Raw genomic sequence first — 20,501 nt, 5'->3', positions numbered from 1 at the left:
CGTACAGAGCACAAAGAATTTGCCTGGCGGCACTAGCGCGGTGGTCCCACCTGACCCCATGCCGAACTCAGAAGTGAAACGCCGTAGCGCCGATGGTAGTGTGGGGTCTCCCCATGCGAGAGTAGGGAACTGCCAGGCATCAAACAAGTAAAGAGCCCATCCTGACGGATGGGCTTTTTGCGTTTCTGCTGCAAAAAACGCTAACAAGCCACTATCTTGTTTCTCCGCTTACTTCCTGTCCTCCATTGTACTCTGCATAACCTATCCTTATTCATTCGTAGTCTATAAGGAGCGGTGATGTGAGCAGCAAATCTTTCAATTACGATCAGGACTTCACCCTTATCAATTTTCGCGAGCATCCTGAGTGTTATCAGGTAGGACGGGGCGAGCAAGGCGTACTGCTGGTCGAGCCTTATAAGAGCGAGATTCTGCCCTGGTGGCGTTATAAAGATCCTGAATCTGCGACAAAATCAGCTGAAAAAATCTATCAGTTATTTGAAGCCTATCGGCAGCAGGACGATTTTGTGGGCATGGATATGGCCCGCAAATTTATACAAATGGGATATACCCGTGCACGGCGTTACGCTAATTACAAAGGCGGCAGAAAATATGCAAAAGATGGCAGTACCCATGAGCGCGGGAACGATCCGGTAAAAGCTGCGGCCGCAGCCATTTTCAAACAATGGTGGGATAAAATCCGGGCGGATGAAGATTATCTTGCGCGCAAACGAGCGCATATCTCGCGCTGGGGATAGGTCAGATCGCAGTTTAACATTCTGAAATGGTAGCAGACAAATCATTAACACTGTATTTACTTTTGGTCGGGGCGTAATCTGATTTCCCAGAGAAACAGACCAAAGGGGAGAAAAATGGCTGAGGTCACTACTCGCCAGGAGAACAAAACTGTAGATGTGACGGACATGCGCCGCCGGGTATGGGCCATTATTGGCGCTTCATCTGGTAACCTGGTGGAATGGTTCGATTTCTACGTTTACTCATTTTGTTCACTGTATTTTGCGCATATCTTTTTTCCAGCCGGTAATACCACAACCCAACTTTTACAAACCGCAGGGGTATTTGCTGCCGGGTTCCTTATGCGTCCGATAGGGGGCTGGTTATTTGGTCGTATTGCTGACAGGCATGGGCGCAAAAAGTCTATGCTGATCTCCGTCTGCATGATGTGTATGGGGTCGTTAGTGATAGCCTGCTTACCCGGTTACGATACTATCGGCACATGGGCCCCAGCATTATTGTTGCTGGCCCGGTTATTTCAGGGACTCTCTGTAGGAGGAGAGTATGGCACCAGTGCAACCTATATGAGTGAAGTCGCCCTCGAAGGTCGAAAGGGTTTTTATGCTTCATTTCAGTACGTTACGTTGATTGGTGGCCAGCTTCTGGCGCTGCTGGTTGTGGTGGTGTTGCAGCAGATATTAGAAGATGAGCAACTGCGTGCATGGGGATGGCGCATCCCTTTCGCATTGGGTGCGGCCTTAGCCGTGGTGGCGTTATGGCTGCGTCGGCAACTTGATGAAACATCAAAGCAGGAAGTCTGCGCATTAAAAGATGCTGGCTCTCTGCGTGGCCTGTGGCGGAACCGAAAAGCATTCATCATGGTGTTGGGTTTTACCGCAGGTGGATCGTTAAGTTTTTATACTTTCACGACATACATGCAGAAGTACCTTGTCAACACGGCGGGTATGCATGCAAACGTGGCCAGTGTCATCATGACCGTGGCACTTTTTGTTTTTATGCTTATTCAGCCGCTTGTCGGGGCACTTTCCGATCGCATAGGCCGTCGTGCCTCCATGCTCTGCTTTGGGGGTTTTGCTACCCTCTTTACCGTGCCTGTCCTGAGTGCATTGCAGAATGTGACATCACCGTGGGCGGCATTTGCCCTGGTCATGTTGGCGTTGCTTATCGTTAGCTTTTATACCTCCATTAGCGGCATCCTGAAAGCGGAGATGTTTCCAGCCCAGGTGCGTGCGCTTGGCGTGGGATTGTCTTACGCTGTGGCGAACGCCTTGTTTGGTGGTTCCGCAGAGTATGTTGCGCTGTCGCTAAAATCGATGGGGATTGAGACGGCCTTCTTTTGGTACGTGACCGCTTTATGCGCACTGGCGTTCATTGTTTCGCTGATGCTTCATCGCAAGGGAAAGGGGATACGGCTTTAATGGTCCGCTAACTGCCAGACGGCAAAACCTGTAGCTGCCCCGGCGATGTCCCAGGCAAAATCCTTCCAGCTCCAGCCGCTTCCGTTCGGGCGGCTGTCCCAAAATTCTTTTGATGCCCCAAGGCTTACAGAAAACATCAGGCCATAAACGGCAGCTCGATCGCCCCCGTAGCCCTGGTGCCTGGCATACTCATTACCTGCTGCCGATAACATTGCAGAAGCGAGGAAATGCTGCGCTTTGTCCTGTCCGCTCCATTGATCCCTGGCGGTATGGGCACAGCCTGTCAATAACACTATGCAGACGAGGATGACATGGCGCATAAACGAACCTGAAAGAAGCCTCATCAGGGATGAGGCTTATAGGTTAAAGGATCCTGCTAATAAGCTTATCAATGCGGATTCGACGCAGACGGCGGATGAGCTTGCGCACTTTGACCGGATAATCGGCGATGCTTTGTAGATCGCGATAGTGGTTCACGACCGTTGTGTGTGTGCGAATAAGCTCCAGCTCTTTGTCACGCTGTGCCGTTAACTGCTGCTGAGGATCATGGATCAGAATCGCGTTTTCAAGATCCAGACGCCAGGCGCGCGGATTGAGGTTATTCCCCGTTAGCAGCATCCACTCATCATCGACCCACATTCCTTTCAGGTGATAGCTGTTATCGTCGTCTTTCCATAAGCGCACAACCAACTGATCGGTGTTGACATAATATTGCAGCCGACTCAGGAAGCGCCGCAGATTTATCTCGTAGAGATAAGGCAGTGCGCCGATGATTTTGAAGGGCTGATCTTCGGGAATAAAGAAGTCATTTGCTGTCTTATCACCCACGATAATTTCAACTTTTTTTCCATCACGCAGAAGCTGGATGATATTGCGCACCAGCACGGCGGGCAGGTTGAAATAGGGGGTACAAATGATCAGCTTATTTTCCGTGCAGGGCATCAAATGGAAAATTGTTTTATTCAGCAGACTGGATTTACCAAGCCCAACGAGTGGGGTCACCGCCAGTTGTTCGTTATCCGCGTCACCCTGAAAATGATAAGTCGCATCCCGCAACTCCTGGCGGAAGAGGCGAATATCATTTTTAATTTCAGGGCTTTTGGGGCGCTGCGCATTATCCAGACGGTTAACGCCCCGGCCTTCAATCAGATTCTGTTTAACCCAGTTCAGCATGATGTCTGCCATCTGCGGATTGCGAATCAGCTGATAACGGTCGTAGCGGTATTTATCGTGCTGGTGCAGATAGACGTCGTTCAGGCTGGCACCGCTGTAAAACACGCTGTCATCAATAATAAAGCCTTTGAAGTGCAGGACGCCTAATGCTTCGCGAGTGTTGACGGGCACACCGTAAACCGGGATCTCAATGCCTGGATTTTCCTGCGCCATCCGGCAGTACCAGTCAGCATTGGTATTGGATGCCGCAGCACCGATACGGCCACGCTGTGCACGGTGCCAGTCAACGAGCACACAAATTTCAAGTTCCGGACGCAGACGTTTGGCATTATAAAGAGCGCTCAGAATAGCCTTACCGCCATCATCCTGCTCAAGATAGAGCGCGATAATACAGATGCGGCGCGTAGCGCTGGCGATTTTCTCGAGCAGATTCTCCCTGAAATGAGAGGGAGAGTAGAAAAACTCTACATCATCAACTGACTGAGTTAGCTTAGGTAGTTGGGCAAGGTGTTGTTGATGTTTATTACGCTTAAATTTTGACAACATCACAGTGCGTATCTTCTCTGTTTATTGAAAGGGCCTCTGTACGATGAAATCGACAGAAGCGGACGATGATAACACCAGTAAGTGGTAAAGTGCGCAACATTTCCAGTAGCTTACTTATGTTTCACCGGTCGGCACCAGATTCAAAGATAAACTTACAATGCCATCTTCTAACTGAATGTCGACATCGAATCCCAGCTTTCTCGCAAGCGTAACCATGCCGCGATTATTGGGCATAGTAATACCATTCAAACGTTTAAGTCCGTGATCCCGCGTATAACTGATGAGCTTTTCCAGTAAACGTCTTCCAAGCCCCAGACCTTTCAAATCGGACCTTACCAGTACTGCAAACTCAGCATCGATGTTGTCCGGATCGGAAATTGCCCGCGTGACGCCCATGATTTCTTCTGACTCACCCGTACGGCGTACGGCGACAAAAGCCATTTCCCGATCGTAGTCGATCTGCGTCATGTTCGCTAAATCATCATGGGTAAATTCGTTGATCTCGCTGAAGTAACGATAGTAAAGATCTTCCTTCGTCACCCGCGCGATAAACTGCTGCAACTGCGGCTCATCTTCGGGGAGAATGGGGCGGAAAAGGCAGGCTTCGCCGTTTTTAAGAATGACCCCTTCCTCCAGTTGTTGCGGATAGGGGCGAATCGCCAGACGACTCTCTCCTTCGCCATCATAGCCTGCAACCGTGAGCGTCACATCCAGCGCAGTAAATTCGTTGCCCGACGCCAGAAGCGGATGGATATCGAGCCGCTGTATCTCCGGGCAGTGAACGATAAGGTTTGAAACCTGCACCAGAAACTGGCTCAGGCCGGCAATATCCAGCGTACGCAATGCGCTGCGGCCACGGATTTTCTTATTTTTAATGGCCTGGATAACAAGATAGCGGGCGAGGTTCATGTTCAACGGGGGAAGGGCAACAGCGGCCTGATCCTGCGCGCGCCACTCGACGCCGCCTTCACCCAACATAATCAGCGGCCCAAAGACGGGATCGTGTTCTACGACTACACGCAGCTCCTGCGCCCCGGCACGGTTGGCCATGCTCTGAACCTGAAGCCCGTGGATGCGTGCCTGAGGCCAGTTCATATTTACACGATCGATGATGGCATTTGCCGCCTGCTGCACCTCAGAAGCGGTACGTAGGTAAAGCATCACACCCTGAACTTCCGATTTATGCGGAATGTCCGGTGAACGTAATTTTAATGCCACCGGGTAACCAATCTGTCCGGCTATATGTACCGCTTCTGCGCTGTCTCCCGCAATCCAGGTCGGTAGAGTTTGAATACCCCATGCGTTCAGGATTGGCTGCACTTCATGTGTATCAAGGGTGGTGACCCCTTCGGAAACCGCCTGTTGTAACAGGCGATGGGCTTCGGCGGTGTTGGCGGCCAGATGAAGAGGAAGGGCTGGGGTTTCACGTAACTGTTTCTGGTTCCGGCGGTACTCAACCATATGCATAAATGCGGTGATGGTCCCTTCCGGGGTGCGATAGGTTGGTAGTCCCGCTTCACTAAATAAACGCCGTGCTTCAAGAGATGAAAACTCGCCACACCAGTTGGTTAACACGGTGATATATTTGCCGCGCGGGTGCGATTTAAGGGTATTAATCAGGGCCTGCGCGCTTTCCATTCCTGGTGCGGCGGCGCTCGGCGAATGAATCACCATCAGTGCGTCATACTCCTGGCTATCCAGTAAAATATTCAGCGCTGCAATATAGCGTTCGTTACCGGCATCATCCCTGAGATCCAGAGGATTTCCTACGCTTACGTAATCCGGAAGTGCATTACGGAGCATCGTTAGTGTTTCTTCGCTGAGCGTGGCCAGCTTACCGTTACGCGACCACAGTTCATCCAGCGCCAGGGCCGCAGGTGCGGCACCATTACTGATAATCATTAAACGATCCCCACGAAGGGGGCGCATATGGCTCAGGGTCTCAACGGCGGAGAAAAGCTCGTGGGTATCCTGAACGCGAAGCAGGCCAGCGCGCTGGATAGCTGCATCCCACGCCAGATCAAGACCTGACGGCGTTTGTAGCAGACGCTGAGCATCCGGGCTACGACCGCTTTTAATAACCAGAATGGGTTTATTTCGGGAGGCGCTACGTGCCGCAGAAACAAAGCGGCGGGCATCGCTTAAATGTTCCAGATAGAGCAGAATGGCGCTGGTTTTAGTGTCACGGGCGAGAAAATCAAGCAACTCATCCACATCAATATCCAGACTGTCACCCAACGCAATAAAGTAAGAGAATCCCATCTCACGTTGCTGCGCCCAGTCAAGGATGGTATTGGACACGGCCGCTGACTGGGAGACAAACGCCAGCTTCCCGCGGGTAATGGGCACCGGCGAAAAGCTGGCATTAAGCCCCTGCCAGGGGGCAAGCAGTCCCAGGCTGTTGGGGCCTAACAAGCGCATCTGATAGCGGCTGGCACAGGCGAGCAGCTCAGCATGCTGCTCGGGTGTCGCAGAGAGGATAATGCAGGTTTTACATCCTTTTTTACCCAGCGCCTCCAGCAAAGGAAGATTACGCTTTGCATGAGTGCACAATACCGCCAGATCGGGTACATAGGGCAACTGGCTTATCTCCGGCCAGGCAAGCACACCCAGCACGGCCTTGTAAGCGGGGGTCACCGGCAGAACAGGGCCAGCAAACCCGCCTGCCAGTAGATTACGCATCATCAGATAACCGGCGCGTTCCGGTTTCATGGAGGCTCCAATCACCGCAATCGATTTAGGACGTAGTAGCGCTTCCAGCCCGCGTTGACTCATACCGGTCTCCGTAAAAGAGTGACCTGATGATTTTAAACGTTTTGTGCGGATTCTGCTGTGATACGTCTTTGATGATGTGATTTACCAGCAAGATAACGTTCGCGAAAAAGAGAAAAGTGGCTGCCAAGGCCTTTTGCGGCATCCCCGTCACCGGCAATATCCAGCAGTGCGATGGCCACTTCGGCAGTGCAATACTGATCTTCTGCGTGGGCTTCGCGCAAATGGTAAGCGGAGACCCGTGCCAGATCGACAGAGATAACCGGCAGTGCGTCGAGCCAGGGGCTTTTGCGGAACATTTTGCGCGCTTCGGTCCAGGTGCCGTCCAGCATAATAAAGAGCGGGGGCTTACCGGAAGGTGGTGCGGCTAAGACCTCGCGTTCACTTCCGGCATAAGAGGCAGGGAAGACGACCATTGGCTGATAGTCATTGCTGGTGCATAAGTCTATCAGCGCCTGGGGCGGCTCGGTGCGGGACCATTCAAAAGCAAGGGTATCCGGAAGGATATCGGCGATTAAGCGCCCGGTATTACTGGGTTTCATCGGTTCAGTGTCATACATCACCAGACAGAAACGGCTGCGGGCGGTTACTGGTTTTACCGTATCGCACAGGCAGCGTTTTCTTGGCAGCAGGCATCCCTGGCAGCGAATAACCCTATTACCACGGGCAAGAAAGGGACGCGTTGAACGGGCAAGACGTGTAGCCCGGAGTTGGAGAACAGCGTTATCAGTCATGAGAATTGCACGAAAAACGCCATTGTCGCAGAGCAACGAAAGGGGCACAAGCGATGTGCCCCCGGAGGAATTAAAGTGATTCGTTCAGCCAGCTGTCAAACGGGGCTTTAGGCACCGCGCCGCTGAGCATGTCGACGACTTCACCATTTTTGAAAAGCATAATGGTCGGGATGCTTCGAATGCGAAAACGCGCACTCAGTTCGCGTTCGGCTTCGGTATTCACTTTCACAAAGCGCACTTTGCCGCTGCGCTCTTCCGCCACGTCTTCAAAGATCGGCGCAAAGCTCTTACAGGGGCCACACCAGGGTGCCCAAAAGTCGACCACAACGGGGAGATCGTCTTTAAGCAGTTTATCCAGAGTGTCGCCTGTCGCGTTGATGACGTCGCCATCAAATAGCTCATGCCCGCAACGACCACATTTTGCAACATCATTGACCCGTTCTGCGGGAATGCGGTTTAACGCCTGGCAGCTTGCACATACGGTATTCATAACTAACCTCAGGGAAGCGTTGGTACAGAGTGGCTCAGGGCCGATATGTTTCTCATATGTTACATATTATCGGTGAGCGAGATCTAAACGACAATGCGATTTATTCAATGAATATAATAGTCAGTAGCTTTTGAACGAATTAATGGCTAAGCGTCGGCACATCAGGTAATCTGCGCGCTTCGCGCAGCGCTGGTGGAGAAAAGCATGAACGATGAACTGAAAAACAAAAGCGGCAAAGTCAAAGTGATGTATGTCCGCAGTGATGATGATTCCGATAAACGCAGCCAGAACCCGCGTACCGGGAAAGGGCCAGCTCGTAGCGGATCGTCTCGTACTGACGCGGGTCGTCGCCCCGCTCGCGAAGAGAAAAACAGTGGCCGTCGTCCTGCTCGCGAAGAGCGAAGCAATGACCGCGGTCGTGACCGTGAACGTCCTCAGGGCGATTCTCCGTGGCGTACCGTTTCCCGTGCACCCTTTGATGACGCACCGGCGAAAGCCGATCACGGTGGTATTAGCGGTAAAAGCTTTATCGACCCTGAGGTATTACGTCGTCAGCGCGCTGAAGAGACCCGAGTGTATGGCGAAAATGCCTGCCAGGCGCTTTTTAGCAGCCGCCCGGATTGCATTGTCCGCGCCTGGTTTGTGCAGAGCGTGACCCCGCGCTTTAAAGAGGCCCTGCGCTGGATGGCTGCAAACCGTAAAGCCTATCACGTGGTTGATGATGCAGAACTGGCGAAAGCGTCCGGTACTGAACATCATGGTGGCGTATGCTTCCTCATTAAAAAACGTAACGGCACCAGCGTTCAGCAGTGGGTCTCCCGGGCGAGTGAAGAAGATTGTGTACTGGCACTGGAAGATATCGGCAACCCGCACAACCTTGGCGCCATGATGCGCAGCTGCGCGCATTTCGGCGTGAAAGGTGTCCTGTTACAGGATGCGGCGGTGATTGAGTCCGGTGCTGCGGTGCGTACCGCTGAAGGTGGGGCTGAACACGTCCAGGCTATCACGGGCGACAGCTTCCTCGATGCGCTGGACGCGTTCCGTAAAGCCGGTTATGCCATCGTTACCACTTCCAGCCATAAAGGTACGCCGCTCTTCAGTGCGACACTGCCGAAGAAAATGGTGCTGGTGCTGGGTCAGGAACGCGATGGTTTGTCTGATGCGGCACTCGACAGCGCGGACCTGAGCGTCTCTATCAATGGATCTGGCAATGTTGAAAGTCTTAACGTTTCGGTAGCAACCGGCGTGTTGCTTGCCGAATGGTGGCGTCAGAACAAAGCGTAATGGCTCTTATAAACAGGCACGGCAGTCAAAGTCTGCCGTGCCTGTTTATTCTACTCTTCCTCTGCCGGTAGAACCGGTGTCCAGTCAATCGGGGTTTCTCCTTTCTCAATCAACCACTCATTCGCCATAGCGAAGTGACGGCAACCGAAAAATCCCCGATGGGCTGACAGTGGGGAAGGGTGTGGCGCTTTTAAAACATGGTGGCGTCCGCCATCAATAATCGCCCCTTTTTTCTGCGCGTGCGCTCCCCAGAGTAAAAACACCACACCTTCACGATGCTCATTGATGATGCTGATGACTTTATCAGTAAAGGTTTCCCAGCCCAGACTGGCATGCGAATGTGCTTGCCCCGCCCTGACGGTGAGCACGGTATTGAGTAAAAGCACTCCCTGACGCGCCCAGCTTTCCAGATAACCGTGTTGTGGTCGGGTGAAGCCGGGAATCGACTGCTCAAGTTCTTTATACATATTCATAAGAGAAGGCGGGATGGCCACTCCCGGACGCACCGAAAAAGAGAGGCCGTGTGCCTGGTTGGGGCCGTGATAGGGATCCTGACCGAGAATCACCACCTTGACCTGCCCAAGTTCTGTGAAGCGAAACGCATTAAATACCTCTTTTTGCGGAGGGTAAATCACGTTTCCAGCCTGACGCTCCGCGGCAACGGCATTCAGAGTGTTGATAAAGTAGGGCTGCTGTTTTTCTTCCGCCAGCACATCGTGCCAGGTTAATGGGGTTGTCATCGTATTCTCCAGGTGCTCTGCATGGTACTAGCTTAACTGCTTCTTTCCCGGTAACAAAATCAGGCGTGGACAACGGCAACATTGCGCTAAAATAAGTTGAAAAATGAAAAAAATATTAGTTATTTCAGTTGGCGTAACTTGATGTAAAACAATAAATTCCGGCCATTCCCCTTTTCTTGGTGTGGTTTTCTTTGATTTTAATCAAAGAATCAGGGTCGAGTGGGGGGTATATATACACTCAAGCAACAATGGTTTTACCAATTGGCCGCTAACAAACCGGTCAAATCAAAAATAATGCCCAAGGGAGGCACAACATGATTACTGGTATCCAGATTACTAAAGCCGCTAACGATGAACTGTTAAATTCCTTCTGGCTGCTCGATAGCGAAAAAGGCGAAGCGCGTTGCGTCTGTGCGAAAGCAGGTTATGCCGAAGATGACGTTGTTGCCGTGAGCAAGCTGGGTGAAATCGAATACCGTGAAATCCCAATGGAAGTTCAGCCTCAGGTTCGTGTAGAGGGCGGGCAGCACCTGAACGTTAACGTTCTGCGTCGTGAAACCTTGCTTGATGCGGTAGAACATCCGGAAAAATACCCACAGCTGACCATTCGTGTTTCTGGTTATGCCGTTCGCTTCAACTCGCTGACACCGGAGCAACAGCGCGACGTTATTGCTCGTACCTTTACTGAAAGCCTGTAATTACCGGGCGCAGAAATGAAAACGCCGGGTTACCCCGGCGTTTTTTTATTCCTCACTACCCTGATTTTCAGGAGCGGCCGCCGCACTTGGCTTACGACGTTTACCAATGTTCTTGGTATCGCGGTGACGGTTTTTCACGCGCGGCTTCTCTTTTTCTTTCTGTTTCTTCTCTTCGCGTTTAGCGAGCACTTTCTTGGATGGCTTACCGGTCATTTTCTCGCTCGGTGGGCGCGTCGTTGGGCGCAGTTCATCTATCACGCGCGCTTTCACCGGCTCTTCAATGTAGCGGCCCACTTTCTGCAGCAGGAGATAGTCATGGGCTTCAACCAGAGAAATAGCCGTACCTTTTAGGCCAGCACGTCCTGTACGACCGATACGGTGGAGGTAGGTATCTCCGCTGCGCGGCATGTCAAAGTTAATCACATGGCTTACTTCAGGGATGTCGATACCGCGCGCCGCCACGTCAGTGGCCACAAGGACATTCACGCGACCTTCAGTCAGGCGTTTAATCCCTTCGGTGCGTTTCACCTGCGGCATGTCACCTTCAAGATAACAGTTATCGATGCCTGCAGAACGCAATTGAGAGGCCAGCTCATGCACTCGCTCACGTTTACGGACAAAAACGATCGTACGGGTTGCATCGTCTTGTTTCAGCAGGTGCTTGAGCAACGCAAGTTTATGCTCGTAGTTATCAGCACGGTAATACCACTGGTGGATTTTCTTGCGTTCACGGGTGGATGGCGTAGCGGATACTTCAGCAGGCTCTTTGAGCAGGCGTTCAGCAAAGTCTTTGATGGCTTCGCCTTCGAGCGTGGCGGAGAAGAGCATGGTCTGGTTACGCCAGCGTGTTTCACCGGAAATGTGTTCGATGTCCTGAGCAAAACCCATGTCGAGCATGCGATCCGCTTCATCCAGAATCAGCGTTTCAACAGCCCGGCAGTCAAAATTCTCTTCTTTAATGTATTGCAGCAAACGCCCCGTGGTTGCCACCACAATATCCTGGTTCTCACTGAACACTTCGGCGTGGTTCATATAGGCAACGCCGCCAGTGATGGTCGCGATATCCAGGTGAGTATGCTTCGCGAGTTCGCGGGCATGGTCGGCAACCTGCATCGCCAGCTCACGGGTTGGCGTCAGGATCAAAATACGTGGCGGGCCAGATTTTTTACGCGGAAAATCCAGCAGATGCTGCAACGCGGGCAGCAAATATGCCGCCGTTTTCCCCGTCCCTGTCGGTGCGGAACCGAGAACATCACGCCCCTCAAGCGCAGGCGGAATAGCGGCAGCCTGGATGGCAGTCGGGCGTGTGAAGCCTTTTTCCTGGAGAGATTCCAGCAGGCTTTCGTCAAGTTCGAGTTCGGAAAAAGTCGTTACAGTCATTATCTACCTCTGTGTGGGGCGCCGATTATAGACGTTACGGCTGCAATCTTCATCTGTTTGTCTGCTTATTCCTTTTCCAGCGCTTCGCTTTACCCTATGCTACGTCTGTTTCCGTATTGAGGTTGTAAAGATGCCCCAGCCAAAGGCTCACCTGCGCCGTGATGGCTTCACGTTTAAACAGTTCTTCGTTGCACACGATCGTTGCGCCATGAAAGTCGGTACCGATGGTATCTTACTCGGTGCATGGTCCCCCGTCTCCCGTGCGAAACGGATTCTTGATATTGGTGCCGGAAGCGGTCTGATTTCGCTGATGATTGCACAGCGTACTGCTGAAAATGTTGTGATTGACGCCATCGAGCTCGAAGAGGACGCAGCGTCTCAGGCGAGAGATAATGCACTGGCTTCTCCGTGGCCCTCCCGGCTGGTGGTGCATCATGCTGATGTCATGACCTGGGCCGAGGGGCAAACGGCGCGTTACGATCTCATTGTCAGCAACCCGCCTTATTATGAGCAGGGAGTAGAGTGTGCCACGCCGCAGCGCGAGCAGGCGCGCTACACCACCACGCTGAATCATCATTCACTGCTTGAATGCGCGGCAACGCTTATTACGGAAGAGGGCTTTTTTTGCGTTATTTTACCGGTAGATGTCAGTGACGCCTTTACGGCGAAGGCGCTGAGTATGGGCTGGCATCTGCGCTTACGCACAGACGTGACCGAATATGAAGTGCGGCTGCCTCACCGGGTGATGCTGGCGTTTTCCCCTGCGCCCGGTGAGTGCTTTACCGACAGGCTGGTGATTCGCGGTGCAGATCAGCGCTATTCTGACAGCTACACCGCATTAACCCAGGCGTTTTATCTATTCATGTAGTTGCGCGGCGCCAGTACCGTTGGCCCGGATTCAGGCAGCATATCCGGGTAATCCAGCGTGTAGTGTAAGCCACGACTCTCTTTGCGTTGCATGGCGCAGCGGACAATCAGTTCGGCAACCTGGACCAGGTTACGCAGTTCCAGCAAATTATTCGATACGCGGAAATGGGCGTAATACTCATCTATCTCTTGTTGCAGCAGAGTGATGCGCCTCAGGGCGCGCTCAAGCCTTTTTGTTGTGCGAACGATACCCACGTAATCCCACATAAATAGCCGCAGCTCGTGCCAGTTATGTTGAATAATGACCCGCTCGTCAGCATCATCAACGCGGCTTTCATCCCAGGCGGGCAGAGAGGCAGTGGCACGAACATGGGGCATGCGTCGGGCGATATCCTCTGCAGCAGACCAGCCGTAAACCAGGCATTCGAGCAGCGAATTCGAGGCCATGCGGTTTGCGCCGTGCAGGCCGGTGTAACTGACTTCGCCGATGGCATACAACCCCTCTATGTCCGTCTGACCATGCTCATCGACCATCACCCCGCCGCAGGTGTAATGCGCTGCCGGCACAATAGGGACACTATCTTTGGTCAGATCAATACCAAGGCCGAGTAATTTCTCATAAATCATCGGGAAATATTGGCGAACAAAATCCTTGGGTTTGTGGCTGATATCAAGATACATGCAGTCGGCACCAAGCCGCTTCATTTCATGATCGATGGCGCGTGCAACGATATCACGCGGAGCCAGTTCTTCTCGCTCGTCAAAATCGGGCATAAAACGGGTCCCATCGGGGCGCTTTAGATGCGCACCTTCACCACGCAGTGCCTCTGTCAGCAGAAAATTTCTCGCCTGCGGGTGGAACAGAGCGGTGGGGTGAAACTGGTTAAATTCCAGGTTGGCAACCCGACAGCCTGCACGCCATGCCATCGCAATCCCATCGCCAGAGGCGATATCCGGGTTGGTGGTGTACTGATACACTTTTGAGGCACCGCCTGTCGCCAGCACCACGGCTTTGGCGTGGCAGGTCTCCACCCTCTCTTTATTACGGTTCCATATCCACGCCCCGACAACGCGACGCGTACCGGGCAAGCTGATTTTGTCGGAAACGATGAGATCAACGGCGTTACTGCGTTCGAGAATATGAATATTAGGATGGCTGAGCGCTTTGCTCACAAGCGTCGTTTCTACCGCTTTTCCTGTGGCATCAGCGCTGTGAAGAATGCGACGATGGCTGTGACCTCCTTCACGCGTCAGGTGATAACTTTCTCCACCGTTAGCATCGATCTGCGTATCAAATAGCACGCCCTGGTCAATAAGCCACTGAACGCACGGGCGCGCATGACTTGCGACAAACTCGGCTGCGGGGCGATCGACAATGCCCGCTCCGGCAATTAGCGTGTCCTCAACATGGGATTCAACGCTGTCAGTGTCATCAAATACCGCTGCGATACCGCCTTGCGCGTAAAAGGTTGAGCCTTCGCTCACCGGCCCTTTACTTAAAACGATCACGGAGTGGTGTTCTGCAAGACGCAGAGCGACGGAGAGGCCAGCGGCACCACTACCGATAACCAGCACATCGCAGGAGAGTTCAGAAGGTTTATTCATAGCGTGTGTTTAATTTACTAAACAATGTGGCAGCAGCATAGCACTACAAATAGCCATGATGTACGTTTTTTTTATGGTTTGTAACGCAGGCTAAACCGAAAGGCTTTGTAACCGACCTGAAAGGGGGAGGCTGGCAATAAAACCAGGCGGGATGGATTAGGTGGTGAAATAAAGATGGTATTGCGTTACTCTCTGCCGGTCGTGCGTACTTTTATGTGCATAACTACAGCGTTCGGCGTTTGTAGACTTATAATGAGACATAATGAAAAGTCTGCAGAATGAAACAAAAACAAAGGCGTAACGGAACTTTTCAATGTGCCTACCCTCTAATTAGCTGCTTGCTCATATTGCAGTAATGGAGTGGCGTTTCTTTTACGCGTGGAAATTGGTTTTGGGGAGACTTTACCTCGGATGAGCGAGCAGTTAACGGATCAGGTCCTTGTTGAGCGGGTCCAGAAAGGAGATCAGAAGGCGTTTAACTTACTGGTGGTGCGCTACCAGCATAAAGTGGCGAGTCTGGTGTCCCGTTATGTACCATCGGGTGATGTACCTGATGTTGTACAAGAATCATTCATAAAAGCCTACCGTGCGCTGGATTCATTCCGGGGAGATAGTGCTTTTTATACCTGGCTGTATCGTATTGCAGTGAATACAGCAAAAAATTATCTGGTTGCTCAGGGGCGCAGGCCACCATCAAGCGATGTGGATGCTATCGAAGCAGAAAATTTCGAAAGTGGCGGTGCGCTGAAAGAAATTTCGAACCCTGAGAACTTAATGTTGTCAGAGGAACTGAGACAAATAGTTTTCCGTACCATTGAGTCGCTCCCCGAAGATTTACGCATGGCAATTACGTTACGGGAGCTGGATGGACTTAGCTATGAAGAGATAGCGGTCATCATGGATTGCCCGGTAGGTACAGTGCGTTCACGTATTTTTCGTGCGCGGGAAGCTATTGATAATAAAGTTCAACCGCTTATCAGGCGTTGATGATAGCGGGATACTGGAAAAGGTATTAGGCATGCAGAAAGAAAAACTTTCCGCTTTAATGGATGGTGAAACGCTGGATAGCGAGTTACTCGTAGAGCTTTCTCACTCTCCAGAAATGCAGAAAACCTGGGAGAGTTACCATCTCATCCGTGACACCCTGCGTGGTGACACCGCGGATGTTCTCCACTTCGATATCTCAGCCCGGGTAATGGCCGCGATTGAAAATGAACCTGCTCATCAGGCAACCCCACTGATACCGGAAGCACAACCGGCACCGCAGGAGTGGCAGAAAATGCCCTTTTGGTCGAAAGTGCGTCCCTGGGCCGCTCAGCTTACTCAAATGGGCGTAGCAGCATGCGTGTCGCTTGCCGTGATCGTTGGTGTGCAACACTATAATGGGCAGACCGATTCCACCCAACAGCCTGACGCGCCCGTGTTTAACACGATGCCGATGATGGGTAAAGCCAGCCCGGTCAGCCTGGGTGTACCGGCTGATGCGACCGCCGATGTTGGCCAGCAGCAGCAGGTTCAGGAGCAGCGCCGCCGTATTAATGCGATGCTTCAGGACTATGAACTGCAGCGTCGCCTGCACTCCGAACAGCTTAAGTTTGAACAAGCGCAAACGCAGCAAGCCGCTGTGCAAGTGCCAGGAAATCAAACGTTAGGAACTCAATCGCAGTAATGAAGCAACTTTGGTGTGCCATGTCTTTTGTGGCAGCAGGCCTGTTCTTCTCCAGCAACGCCTCGGCAGATACTACGTCCGGGGCGTTGTTGCAGCAAATGAACGTGGCGAGCCAGTCACTCAATTATGAACTGTCCTTTATCAGCATGAGCAAGCAAGGGGTGGAGTCATTACGCTACCGCCATGCTCGTGTTAACAATCAGCTGCTTGCGCAACTGTTGCAACTGGATGGTCCTCGTCGGGAAGTGGTCCAGCGTGGAAACGAGATTAGCTATTTCGAGCCAGGCCTTGAGCCCTTCACGCTGAACGGCGATTACATTGTCGATTCATTGCCTTCGCTGGTTTATACCGATTTTAAACGCCTCTCTCCGTACTACGATTTTATCTCTGTAGGCCGTACGCGTATTGCGGATCGTCTCTGCGAGGTGATTCGCGTGGTGGCGCGGGACGGAACGCGCTATAGCTACATCGTCTGGATGGATGCAGAAACCCGTTTACCTATGCGTGTGGATCTTCTCGATCGCGATGGCGAGACGCTGGAGCAGTTTCGGGTTATTGCCTACAGCGTGAACGCCCAGGTGGCAAATAACATGCAAACCCTGGCGAATGCCAATCTGCCGCCGCTGCTCTCCGTGCCGACGGGTGATAAAGTGACCTTTAACTGGGCGCCTTCCTGGGTGCCGCAGGGGTTCGTTGAAATATCCAGCAGTCGTCGGCAACTGCCTACTGTTAATATGCCGGTGGAATCGCGCCTCTATTCGGATGGTCTATTCAGCTTCTCCGTGAACCTTAATCGCGCCAGTCAAAACAGCACCGACCAGATGTTACGCACCGGCCGTCGCACGGTGAGCACGACCGTGCGTGATAATAATGAGATTACGATAGTGGGCGAACTTCCCCCGCAAACGGCGAAACGTATTGCCGACAGCATTAAGTATAAGGCGGCACAATGATTAAAGAGTGGGCAACGGTCGTGTCATGGAGCAAGGGGCAGGCCCTGGTCTCCTGTGATGTGAAAACGTCCTGCAAAAGTTGCTCTTCTCGTTCAGGATGTGGAACACGTGTCCTGAACAAGCTTGGCCCGCAAATGGTGCATACCATCGCTATACCTTGCGATCAGCCATTAGTAAAAGGGCAAAAGGTTGAGTTGGGCATTGGTGAAGGGAGTCTGCTTGGCTCCGCGCTGCTGGTTTACATGTCCCCGCTGGTGGGGTTGTTCATCATGGCCGCGCTCTTTCAGACCTTATTTAATCAGGACCTGGCAACACTTTGCGGCGCTCTCCTCGGCGGGGTAGGGGGTTTCTTACTTGCCCGAAGCGCCTCACAAAAACTCGCCGCACGTAATGACTGGCAGCCCGTTATTATCAGCGTAGGTTTGCCGCCTGATATGGTGCGTGTCGAGGATCCTTCCGCCGAAAGTCGTTAGTTAATATCCCGTCTTAATCGGGGAAGTGCAAAGGCGAATTTGTTAACCGTTTGAGCATTTCCCCGCATTGTCGTTGTAGTGTAGAATGCGGCGTTTCAGACTTTTGACGTCAGGCTCAGAACAGCGGCCTCTTAGTAATTCGTAAGGCAAAAAATCTCCCTATATGAAGAATATACGTAACTTTTCGATCATTGCTCACATCGATAATTGATACCCCGCCAGCCTCCGCAAACCTCCGACAAAATCCCCTCAAGATCCCTATCAAATCAGCCTTTCCAAAAACAATACTGTTTGCATGTACAGTCAACCTGCGACATCATAAGTCATAGTTTTTGTGTCCACCAGTGCGTCCATATCCTATGATGGACACATAACTCCCCGTCCTGATGGACACACTCAGGGAAAAATTATGGCTATTTCAGATAGTTATCTTAAGTCGTGCCTGGGGCGCGAACGAGACAAAGTTGAAGAAAAGGCAGACCGAGATGGTCTGTGGGTACGCATCTCTAAAAAGGGTACCGTTACTTTTTTCTACCGATTCCGCTTCCTGGGCAAACAGGACAAGATGACGATCGGCAGCTACCCGGAGTTCGGATTAAAAGCCGCGCGCGATGAAGTAGCTAAGTGGGCCGCTATTCTTGCCCGTGGCGAAAACCCAAGAATTCGGCAGAACCTCGATAAAGCCAAAATTAATAGCCAGTATTCTTTCGAAGAGCTTTTCCGTGAATGGCATTCAATGGTATGCATTCAGAAAGAAACGGCCGGGCAAATTCTGCGAACATTTGAGCTACACGTTTTCCCCAAGCTCGGAAAATACCCGGCGCATCAGCTGACACTTCACAACTGGCTTACTGTTCTTGATAGGCTGGCTCAGGGATACAGCGAGATCACTCGTCGCGTAATCAGTAATGGGCGTCAGTGTTATTCCTGGGCGGTGAAACGACAGCTTCTGGACTTTAATCCCCTGTCTGAAATGTCTGGTCGTGACTTTGGCATACAGAAACAGATGGGCGAGCGAACACTTGACCGGAAAGAACTGGCTATTGTCTGGCGCGCGATAGAGGATTCCCGCCTTATTGAGCGAAACAAGATCCTCTATAAATTGTCGCTTCTTTGGGCCTGTAGGGTCGGGGAGCTCCGGCAGGCTGAGACTGGGCATTTTGATTTTGAGGAGGGAGTCTGGACGGTACCGTGGGAAAACCACAAAACAGGAAGGAAGAGCAAGAAGCCGATTATACGTCCTATCATCCCCGAAATGCTCCCGATGCTCAGGAGAGCGATCGAGCTGGCGCCAGGCCGCTTTGTTTTTTCAAAATATGAAAGCAAGCCGATGAGTGAAGGCTTCCATATGAGTATCAGCAGCAACCTGGTTAAGTTCATGCTGAAGGCTTATAACGAGCAGGTCCCACACTTTACTATTCACGACCTACGCAGGACTGCGCGAACGAATTTCTCAGAGCTAACTGAGCCGCATATCGCTGAAATGATGCTCGGTCATAAACTGCCTGGGGTGTGGTCGGTCTACGACAAACATACTTATATTGAGGAAATGAGAGAGGCATACGGTAAGTGGTGGGCCCGACTTATGAGCATCGTCGAGCCCGACATTCTGGAGTTCACGCCGCGTCAGGCCGGGTGAGACGGCCTTTATCATCACGCGTGAGGTTTAAGTGAGACATAGGTTTGCGTGTAGTCCTGGACATCTCTTTTATCTGCCAGGCGGTGACTTTGGTTCTTAGCCATTTATTGGGGCCACCCATGTAAGCGCAATCGGGCTCTGGAAATGGATTCTCGTGTGGAGATCTTTTCCTGTAGCGTTCGAGTGTACGTGAGGAAATACACAGCTGCCCGCAGATGTCTTTAGTGCTCATCAGTTCAAATTTGTTCGGTGCTTTGCTCATCTTCATTCTCCAAGGGCCCCAACCGGGGCCGTTTGATAATTCTTTATCAGGACACCTGGCCGGGAAGGGCACGCAGGCGGCGCATGCCTGTCATTGCCGTGGCCACATAGCTCGCCTTGCGGTTCACCACCTCCACCCAAACCTTCACGCCTTCTACCCTCACCGTATACGTCTCTTTCATCTTGCTGCGTCCATAGTCGCCGTATCTTTGATGGTGGGCGGCCAGTGCGATGTCGCATGCCTGGCGCGCCAGCGGTGATTGTTGATTGCCACGGTTAATCAGCCGCACGGTCATCTCCTTCAATGTGCTTAAACTCAATAACCCATACCCACGGATTGGCCTGCCAGCTTTCTTCGCCATAGATGTACTGCCATGTCTGGCCGAACCATGACCGGGAAAAATCGGGGTAACCAAACTGCTGGGATACCGAGTCGATAGACGGATGACTCGGCGGCGCGCCCTCTGCAATTGCATCCTTCTGGCTAATATCGTTCAGTCGTTCCACGCGCACGTCGGTAATCTCCAGCGTGATGCGGGAAGCACAACGCGGCATGTGAATTGATGGCGTCCAGCGCTTCACTTTGCATTTAGCCCCGTCGTCAATATCAGCACGGTAAACAAGCCGATCCCCACAATCGCCGAAAGTCTCGCGCACCCAGATGTGATCGCCGGGCTGGCCGAACGTGCATTTAGCTAGAAATTCCTCGTTGGTGAAGTCCTGCCATACACCGCTTCGATCGCGCATGGAATAAACGTGGTTTCCATACCATTTGTCGCCAGGGGCACGGTGAGAGATAACCTCGTGACCGCGTGCCTGCATATTTTTGGCCGCTGACTGGATAATCCGCCGCGTCTGAGTCTTCCTGCCGTCGAGAATGGCGCGCACCATCTCGGCGTTAAAAATCATTCCGCGCTCTTTCATGCTGTACGCTCCGGGTCGTATTTATCCCAGCAGTTAGCTTCGATATTTCGCAGCAGACGGCGTTCGGCCACCTCATCCACGCTGCGCCCGGTCAGTTCGGCAACCACTTTGTTGTTGTTCCG

22 protein-coding genes and 1 rRNA gene are annotated in these 20,501 nt (G+C 52.2%); 12 read left to right on the top strand and 11 right to left on the bottom strand.

Translation table 11 applies throughout. The features are described 5' to 3' along the window. Positions 1-22: 22 nt before the first annotated feature. The 3 genes from rrf (at position 23) to KXR87_RS22510 (ending at position 2,171) form a co-directional block, all read left to right on the top strand. Positions 23-138, top strand: a 5S ribosomal RNA gene (gene rrf, locus KXR87_RS22520). Between the two features lie 161 nt (positions 139-299). Beyond that, positions 300-755, top strand: a complete 456-nt coding sequence (locus tag KXR87_RS22515; RefSeq protein WP_437434419.1) for a DUF4385 domain-containing protein — start codon at positions 300-302, stop codon at positions 753-755. Positions 756-869: 114 nt separating this feature from the next. Further along, positions 870-2,171, top strand: coding sequence for an MFS family transporter (locus tag KXR87_RS22510; protein WP_437434418.1), 1,302 nt, complete (start codon positions 870-872; stop codon positions 2,169-2,171). Here KXR87_RS22510 and KXR87_RS22505 read toward each other — a convergent pair. The 5 genes from KXR87_RS22505 to trxC form a co-directional block, all read right to left on the bottom strand. Further along, positions 2,168-2,491 carry a YfiM family lipoprotein gene (locus KXR87_RS22505; protein WP_437434417.1) on the bottom strand — a complete coding sequence of 108 codons (324 nt, stop codon included), beginning with the start codon at positions 2,489-2,491 and terminating at the stop codon, positions 2,168-2,170. The two genes, KXR87_RS22510 and KXR87_RS22505, sit on opposite strands and share 4 nt — an antisense overlap. Before the next feature lie 43 nt (positions 2,492-2,534). Beyond that, on the bottom strand, positions 2,535-3,890 hold the full coding sequence (gene pssA / locus KXR87_RS22500; protein WP_437434416.1) for a CDP-diacylglycerol--serine O-phosphatidyltransferase: 1,356 nt from the start codon (positions 3,888-3,890) through the stop codon (positions 2,535-2,537). Positions 3,891-4,004: 114 nt separating this feature from the next. Further along, entirely contained in the window at positions 4,005-6,665 is a 2,661-nt protein-coding gene (locus KXR87_RS22495; RefSeq protein WP_437434415.1) for a bifunctional acetate--CoA ligase family protein/GNAT family N-acetyltransferase, read from the bottom strand. A 32-nt stretch (positions 6,666-6,697) separates the two neighbouring features. Next, positions 6,698-7,396 carry a tRNA-uridine aminocarboxypropyltransferase gene (locus KXR87_RS22490; RefSeq protein WP_437434414.1) on the bottom strand — a complete coding sequence of 233 codons (699 nt, stop codon included), beginning with the start codon at positions 7,394-7,396 and terminating at the stop codon, positions 6,698-6,700. A 70-nt stretch (positions 7,397-7,466) separates the two neighbouring features. Beyond that, positions 7,467-7,886, bottom strand: a complete 420-nt coding sequence (trxC, locus tag KXR87_RS22485; RefSeq protein ID WP_437434413.1) for a thioredoxin TrxC — start codon at positions 7,884-7,886, stop codon at positions 7,467-7,469. Positions 7,887-8,090: 204 nt separating this feature from the next. On the opposite strand from trxC, the gene KXR87_RS22480 reads away from it, so the two are divergent. Then, positions 8,091-9,170 (top strand): tRNA/rRNA methyltransferase, encoded by a 1,080-nt coding sequence (locus tag KXR87_RS22480; protein ID WP_437434412.1) that lies wholly within the window; start codon positions 8,091-8,093, stop codon positions 9,168-9,170. Positions 9,171-9,220: 50 nt separating this feature from the next. Here KXR87_RS22480 and ung read toward each other — a convergent pair whose 3' ends face one another. After that, a complete protein-coding gene (gene ung, locus KXR87_RS22475) occupies positions 9,221-9,910 on the bottom strand; it encodes a uracil-DNA glycosylase (RefSeq protein WP_437434411.1) in 690 nt (229 codons plus the stop codon). Between the two features lie 314 nt (positions 9,911-10,224). On the opposite strand from ung, the gene grcA reads away from it, so the two are divergent. Beyond that, positions 10,225-10,608, top strand: coding sequence for an autonomous glycyl radical cofactor GrcA (gene grcA / locus KXR87_RS22470; protein WP_437434410.1), 384 nt, complete (start codon positions 10,225-10,227; stop codon positions 10,606-10,608). Positions 10,609-10,653: 45 nt separating this feature from the next. Here grcA and srmB read toward each other — a convergent pair whose 3' ends face one another. Further along, complete coding sequence (gene srmB, locus KXR87_RS22465; RefSeq protein ID WP_437434409.1) at positions 10,654-11,988, bottom strand: ATP-dependent RNA helicase SrmB; 1,335 nt, start codon at positions 11,986-11,988, stop codon at positions 10,654-10,656. Positions 11,989-12,118: 130 nt separating this feature from the next. Here srmB and trmN point away from each other — a divergent pair, with 130 nt between their 5' ends. Beyond that, entirely contained in the window at positions 12,119-12,856 is a 738-nt protein-coding gene (gene trmN / locus KXR87_RS22460) for a tRNA(1)(Val) (adenine(37)-N(6))-methyltransferase TrmN (protein ID WP_437434408.1), read from the top strand. On the opposite strand, the gene nadB is transcribed toward trmN, so the two are convergent. Continuing rightward, the gene (gene nadB / locus KXR87_RS22455) at positions 12,841-14,460 is read right to left on the bottom strand and encodes an L-aspartate oxidase (protein WP_437434407.1); all 1,620 of its coding nucleotides are present in this window, start codon (positions 14,458-14,460) and stop codon (positions 12,841-12,843) included. The two genes, trmN and nadB, sit on opposite strands and share 16 nt — an antisense overlap. A 355-nt stretch (positions 14,461-14,815) precedes the next feature. Here nadB and KXR87_RS22450 point away from each other — a divergent pair, with 355 nt between their 5' ends. From KXR87_RS22450 to KXR87_RS22425, 6 genes are all read left to right on the top strand, one after another. Continuing rightward, positions 14,816-14,875 (top strand): hypothetical protein, encoded by a 60-nt coding sequence (locus tag KXR87_RS22450; RefSeq protein WP_437434421.1) that lies wholly within the window; start codon positions 14,816-14,818, stop codon positions 14,873-14,875. After that, positions 14,872-15,447 carry an RNA polymerase sigma factor RpoE gene (gene rpoE, locus KXR87_RS22445; protein ID WP_007370770.1) on the top strand — a complete coding sequence of 192 codons (576 nt, stop codon included), beginning with the start codon at positions 14,872-14,874 and terminating at the stop codon, positions 15,445-15,447. Before KXR87_RS22450 ends, rpoE begins: the two co-directional genes overlap by 4 nt. Positions 15,448-15,478: 31 nt before the next feature. Next, positions 15,479-16,129, top strand: a complete 651-nt coding sequence (gene rseA, locus KXR87_RS22440) for an anti-sigma-E factor RseA (RefSeq protein ID WP_437434406.1) — start codon at positions 15,479-15,481, stop codon at positions 16,127-16,129. After that, on the top strand, positions 16,129-17,082 hold the full coding sequence (rseB, locus tag KXR87_RS22435; RefSeq protein ID WP_437434405.1) for a sigma-E factor regulatory protein RseB: 954 nt from the start codon (positions 16,129-16,131) through the stop codon (positions 17,080-17,082). Before rseA ends, rseB begins: the two co-directional genes overlap by 1 nt. Continuing rightward, positions 17,079-17,555 (top strand): SoxR-reducing system protein RseC, encoded by a 477-nt coding sequence (rseC, locus tag KXR87_RS22430; RefSeq protein WP_437434404.1) that lies wholly within the window; start codon positions 17,079-17,081, stop codon positions 17,553-17,555. The genes rseB and rseC overlap by 4 nt, the downstream gene beginning before the upstream one ends. A gap of 409 nt (positions 17,556-17,964) precedes the next feature. Then, positions 17,965-19,194, top strand: a complete 1,230-nt coding sequence (locus KXR87_RS22425; protein WP_437434403.1) for a tyrosine-type recombinase/integrase — start codon at positions 17,965-17,967, stop codon at positions 19,192-19,194. Here the strand turns inward: KXR87_RS22425 and xis are convergent. The 3 genes from xis to KXR87_RS22410 all read right to left on the bottom strand — a co-directional run bounded on the left by xis (position 19,172) and on the right by KXR87_RS22410 (position 20,379). Then, positions 19,172-19,426, bottom strand: coding sequence for an excisionase Xis (gene xis / locus KXR87_RS22420; protein WP_437434420.1), 255 nt, complete (start codon positions 19,424-19,426; stop codon positions 19,172-19,174). The two genes, KXR87_RS22425 and xis, sit on opposite strands and share 23 nt — an antisense overlap. Before the next feature lie 76 nt (positions 19,427-19,502). Beyond that, the gene (locus tag KXR87_RS22415) at positions 19,503-19,745 is read right to left on the bottom strand and encodes a DUF4060 family protein (protein WP_437434402.1); all 243 of its coding nucleotides are present in this window, start codon (positions 19,743-19,745) and stop codon (positions 19,503-19,505) included. Beyond that, positions 19,732-20,379, bottom strand: a complete 648-nt coding sequence (locus KXR87_RS22410) for a hypothetical protein (protein ID WP_437434401.1) — start codon at positions 20,377-20,379, stop codon at positions 19,732-19,734. Before KXR87_RS22410 ends, KXR87_RS22415 begins: the two co-directional genes overlap by 14 nt. Between the last annotated feature and the right edge of the window lie 122 nt (positions 20,380-20,501).

This window comes from Yokenella regensburgei (assembly GCF_051486985.1).
In the GTDB taxonomy this organism is placed as follows: domain Bacteria; phylum Pseudomonadota; class Gammaproteobacteria; order Enterobacterales; family Enterobacteriaceae; genus CBFFRJ01.
The sequence above is the reverse complement of the archived record's forward strand: the minus strand, read 5'-3'. Positions and strand labels throughout refer to the sequence as shown.

What these genes read in the sequence shown, in the direction of transcription:
- rseB (WP_437434405.1), top strand. Translation starts at nt 16,129, where the DNA reads ATGAAGCAACTTTGGTGTGCCATGTCTTTTGTGGCAGCAGGCCTGTTC.
- KXR87_RS22510 (WP_437434418.1), top strand. Translation starts at nt 870, where the DNA reads ATGGCTGAGGTCACTACTCGCCAGGAGAACAAAACTGTAGATGTGACG.
- nadB (WP_437434407.1), bottom strand. Translation starts at nt 14,460, where the DNA reads ATGAATAAACCTTCTGAACTCTCCTGCGATGTGCTGGTTATCGGTAGT.
- srmB (WP_437434409.1), bottom strand. Translation starts at nt 11,988, where the DNA reads ATGACTGTAACGACTTTTTCCGAACTCGAACTTGACGAAAGCCTGCTG.
- ung (WP_437434411.1), bottom strand. Translation starts at nt 9,910, where the DNA reads ATGACAACCCCATTAACCTGGCACGATGTGCTGGCGGAAGAAAAACAG.
- rseA (WP_437434406.1), top strand. Translation starts at nt 15,479, where the DNA reads ATGCAGAAAGAAAAACTTTCCGCTTTAATGGATGGTGAAACGCTGGAT.
- pssA (WP_437434416.1), bottom strand. Translation starts at nt 3,890, where the DNA reads ATGTTGTCAAAATTTAAGCGTAATAAACATCAACAACACCTTGCCCAA.
- xis (WP_437434420.1), bottom strand. Translation starts at nt 19,426, where the DNA reads ATGAGCACTAAAGACATCTGCGGGCAGCTGTGTATTTCCTCACGTACA.
- KXR87_RS22495 (WP_437434415.1), bottom strand. Translation starts at nt 6,665, where the DNA reads ATGAGTCAACGCGGGCTGGAAGCGCTACTACGTCCTAAATCGATTGCG.
- trxC (WP_437434413.1), bottom strand. Translation starts at nt 7,886, where the DNA reads ATGAATACCGTATGTGCAAGCTGCCAGGCGTTAAACCGCATTCCCGCA.
- KXR87_RS22490 (WP_437434414.1), bottom strand. Translation starts at nt 7,396, where the DNA reads ATGACTGATAACGCTGTTCTCCAACTCCGGGCTACACGTCTTGCCCGT.
- KXR87_RS22410 (WP_437434401.1), bottom strand. Translation starts at nt 20,379, where the DNA reads ATGAAAGAGCGCGGAATGATTTTTAACGCCGAGATGGTGCGCGCCATT.
- trmN (WP_437434408.1), top strand. Translation starts at nt 12,119, where the DNA reads ATGCCCCAGCCAAAGGCTCACCTGCGCCGTGATGGCTTCACGTTTAAA.
- KXR87_RS22425 (WP_437434403.1), top strand. Translation starts at nt 17,965, where the DNA reads ATGGCTATTTCAGATAGTTATCTTAAGTCGTGCCTGGGGCGCGAACGA.
- rpoE (WP_007370770.1), top strand. Translation starts at nt 14,872, where the DNA reads ATGAGCGAGCAGTTAACGGATCAGGTCCTTGTTGAGCGGGTCCAGAAA.
- grcA (WP_437434410.1), top strand. Translation starts at nt 10,225, where the DNA reads ATGATTACTGGTATCCAGATTACTAAAGCCGCTAACGATGAACTGTTA.
- KXR87_RS22480 (WP_437434412.1), top strand. Translation starts at nt 8,091, where the DNA reads ATGAACGATGAACTGAAAAACAAAAGCGGCAAAGTCAAAGTGATGTAT.
- KXR87_RS22505 (WP_437434417.1), bottom strand. Translation starts at nt 2,491, where the DNA reads ATGCGCCATGTCATCCTCGTCTGCATAGTGTTATTGACAGGCTGTGCC.
- rseC (WP_437434404.1), top strand. Translation starts at nt 17,079, where the DNA reads ATGATTAAAGAGTGGGCAACGGTCGTGTCATGGAGCAAGGGGCAGGCC.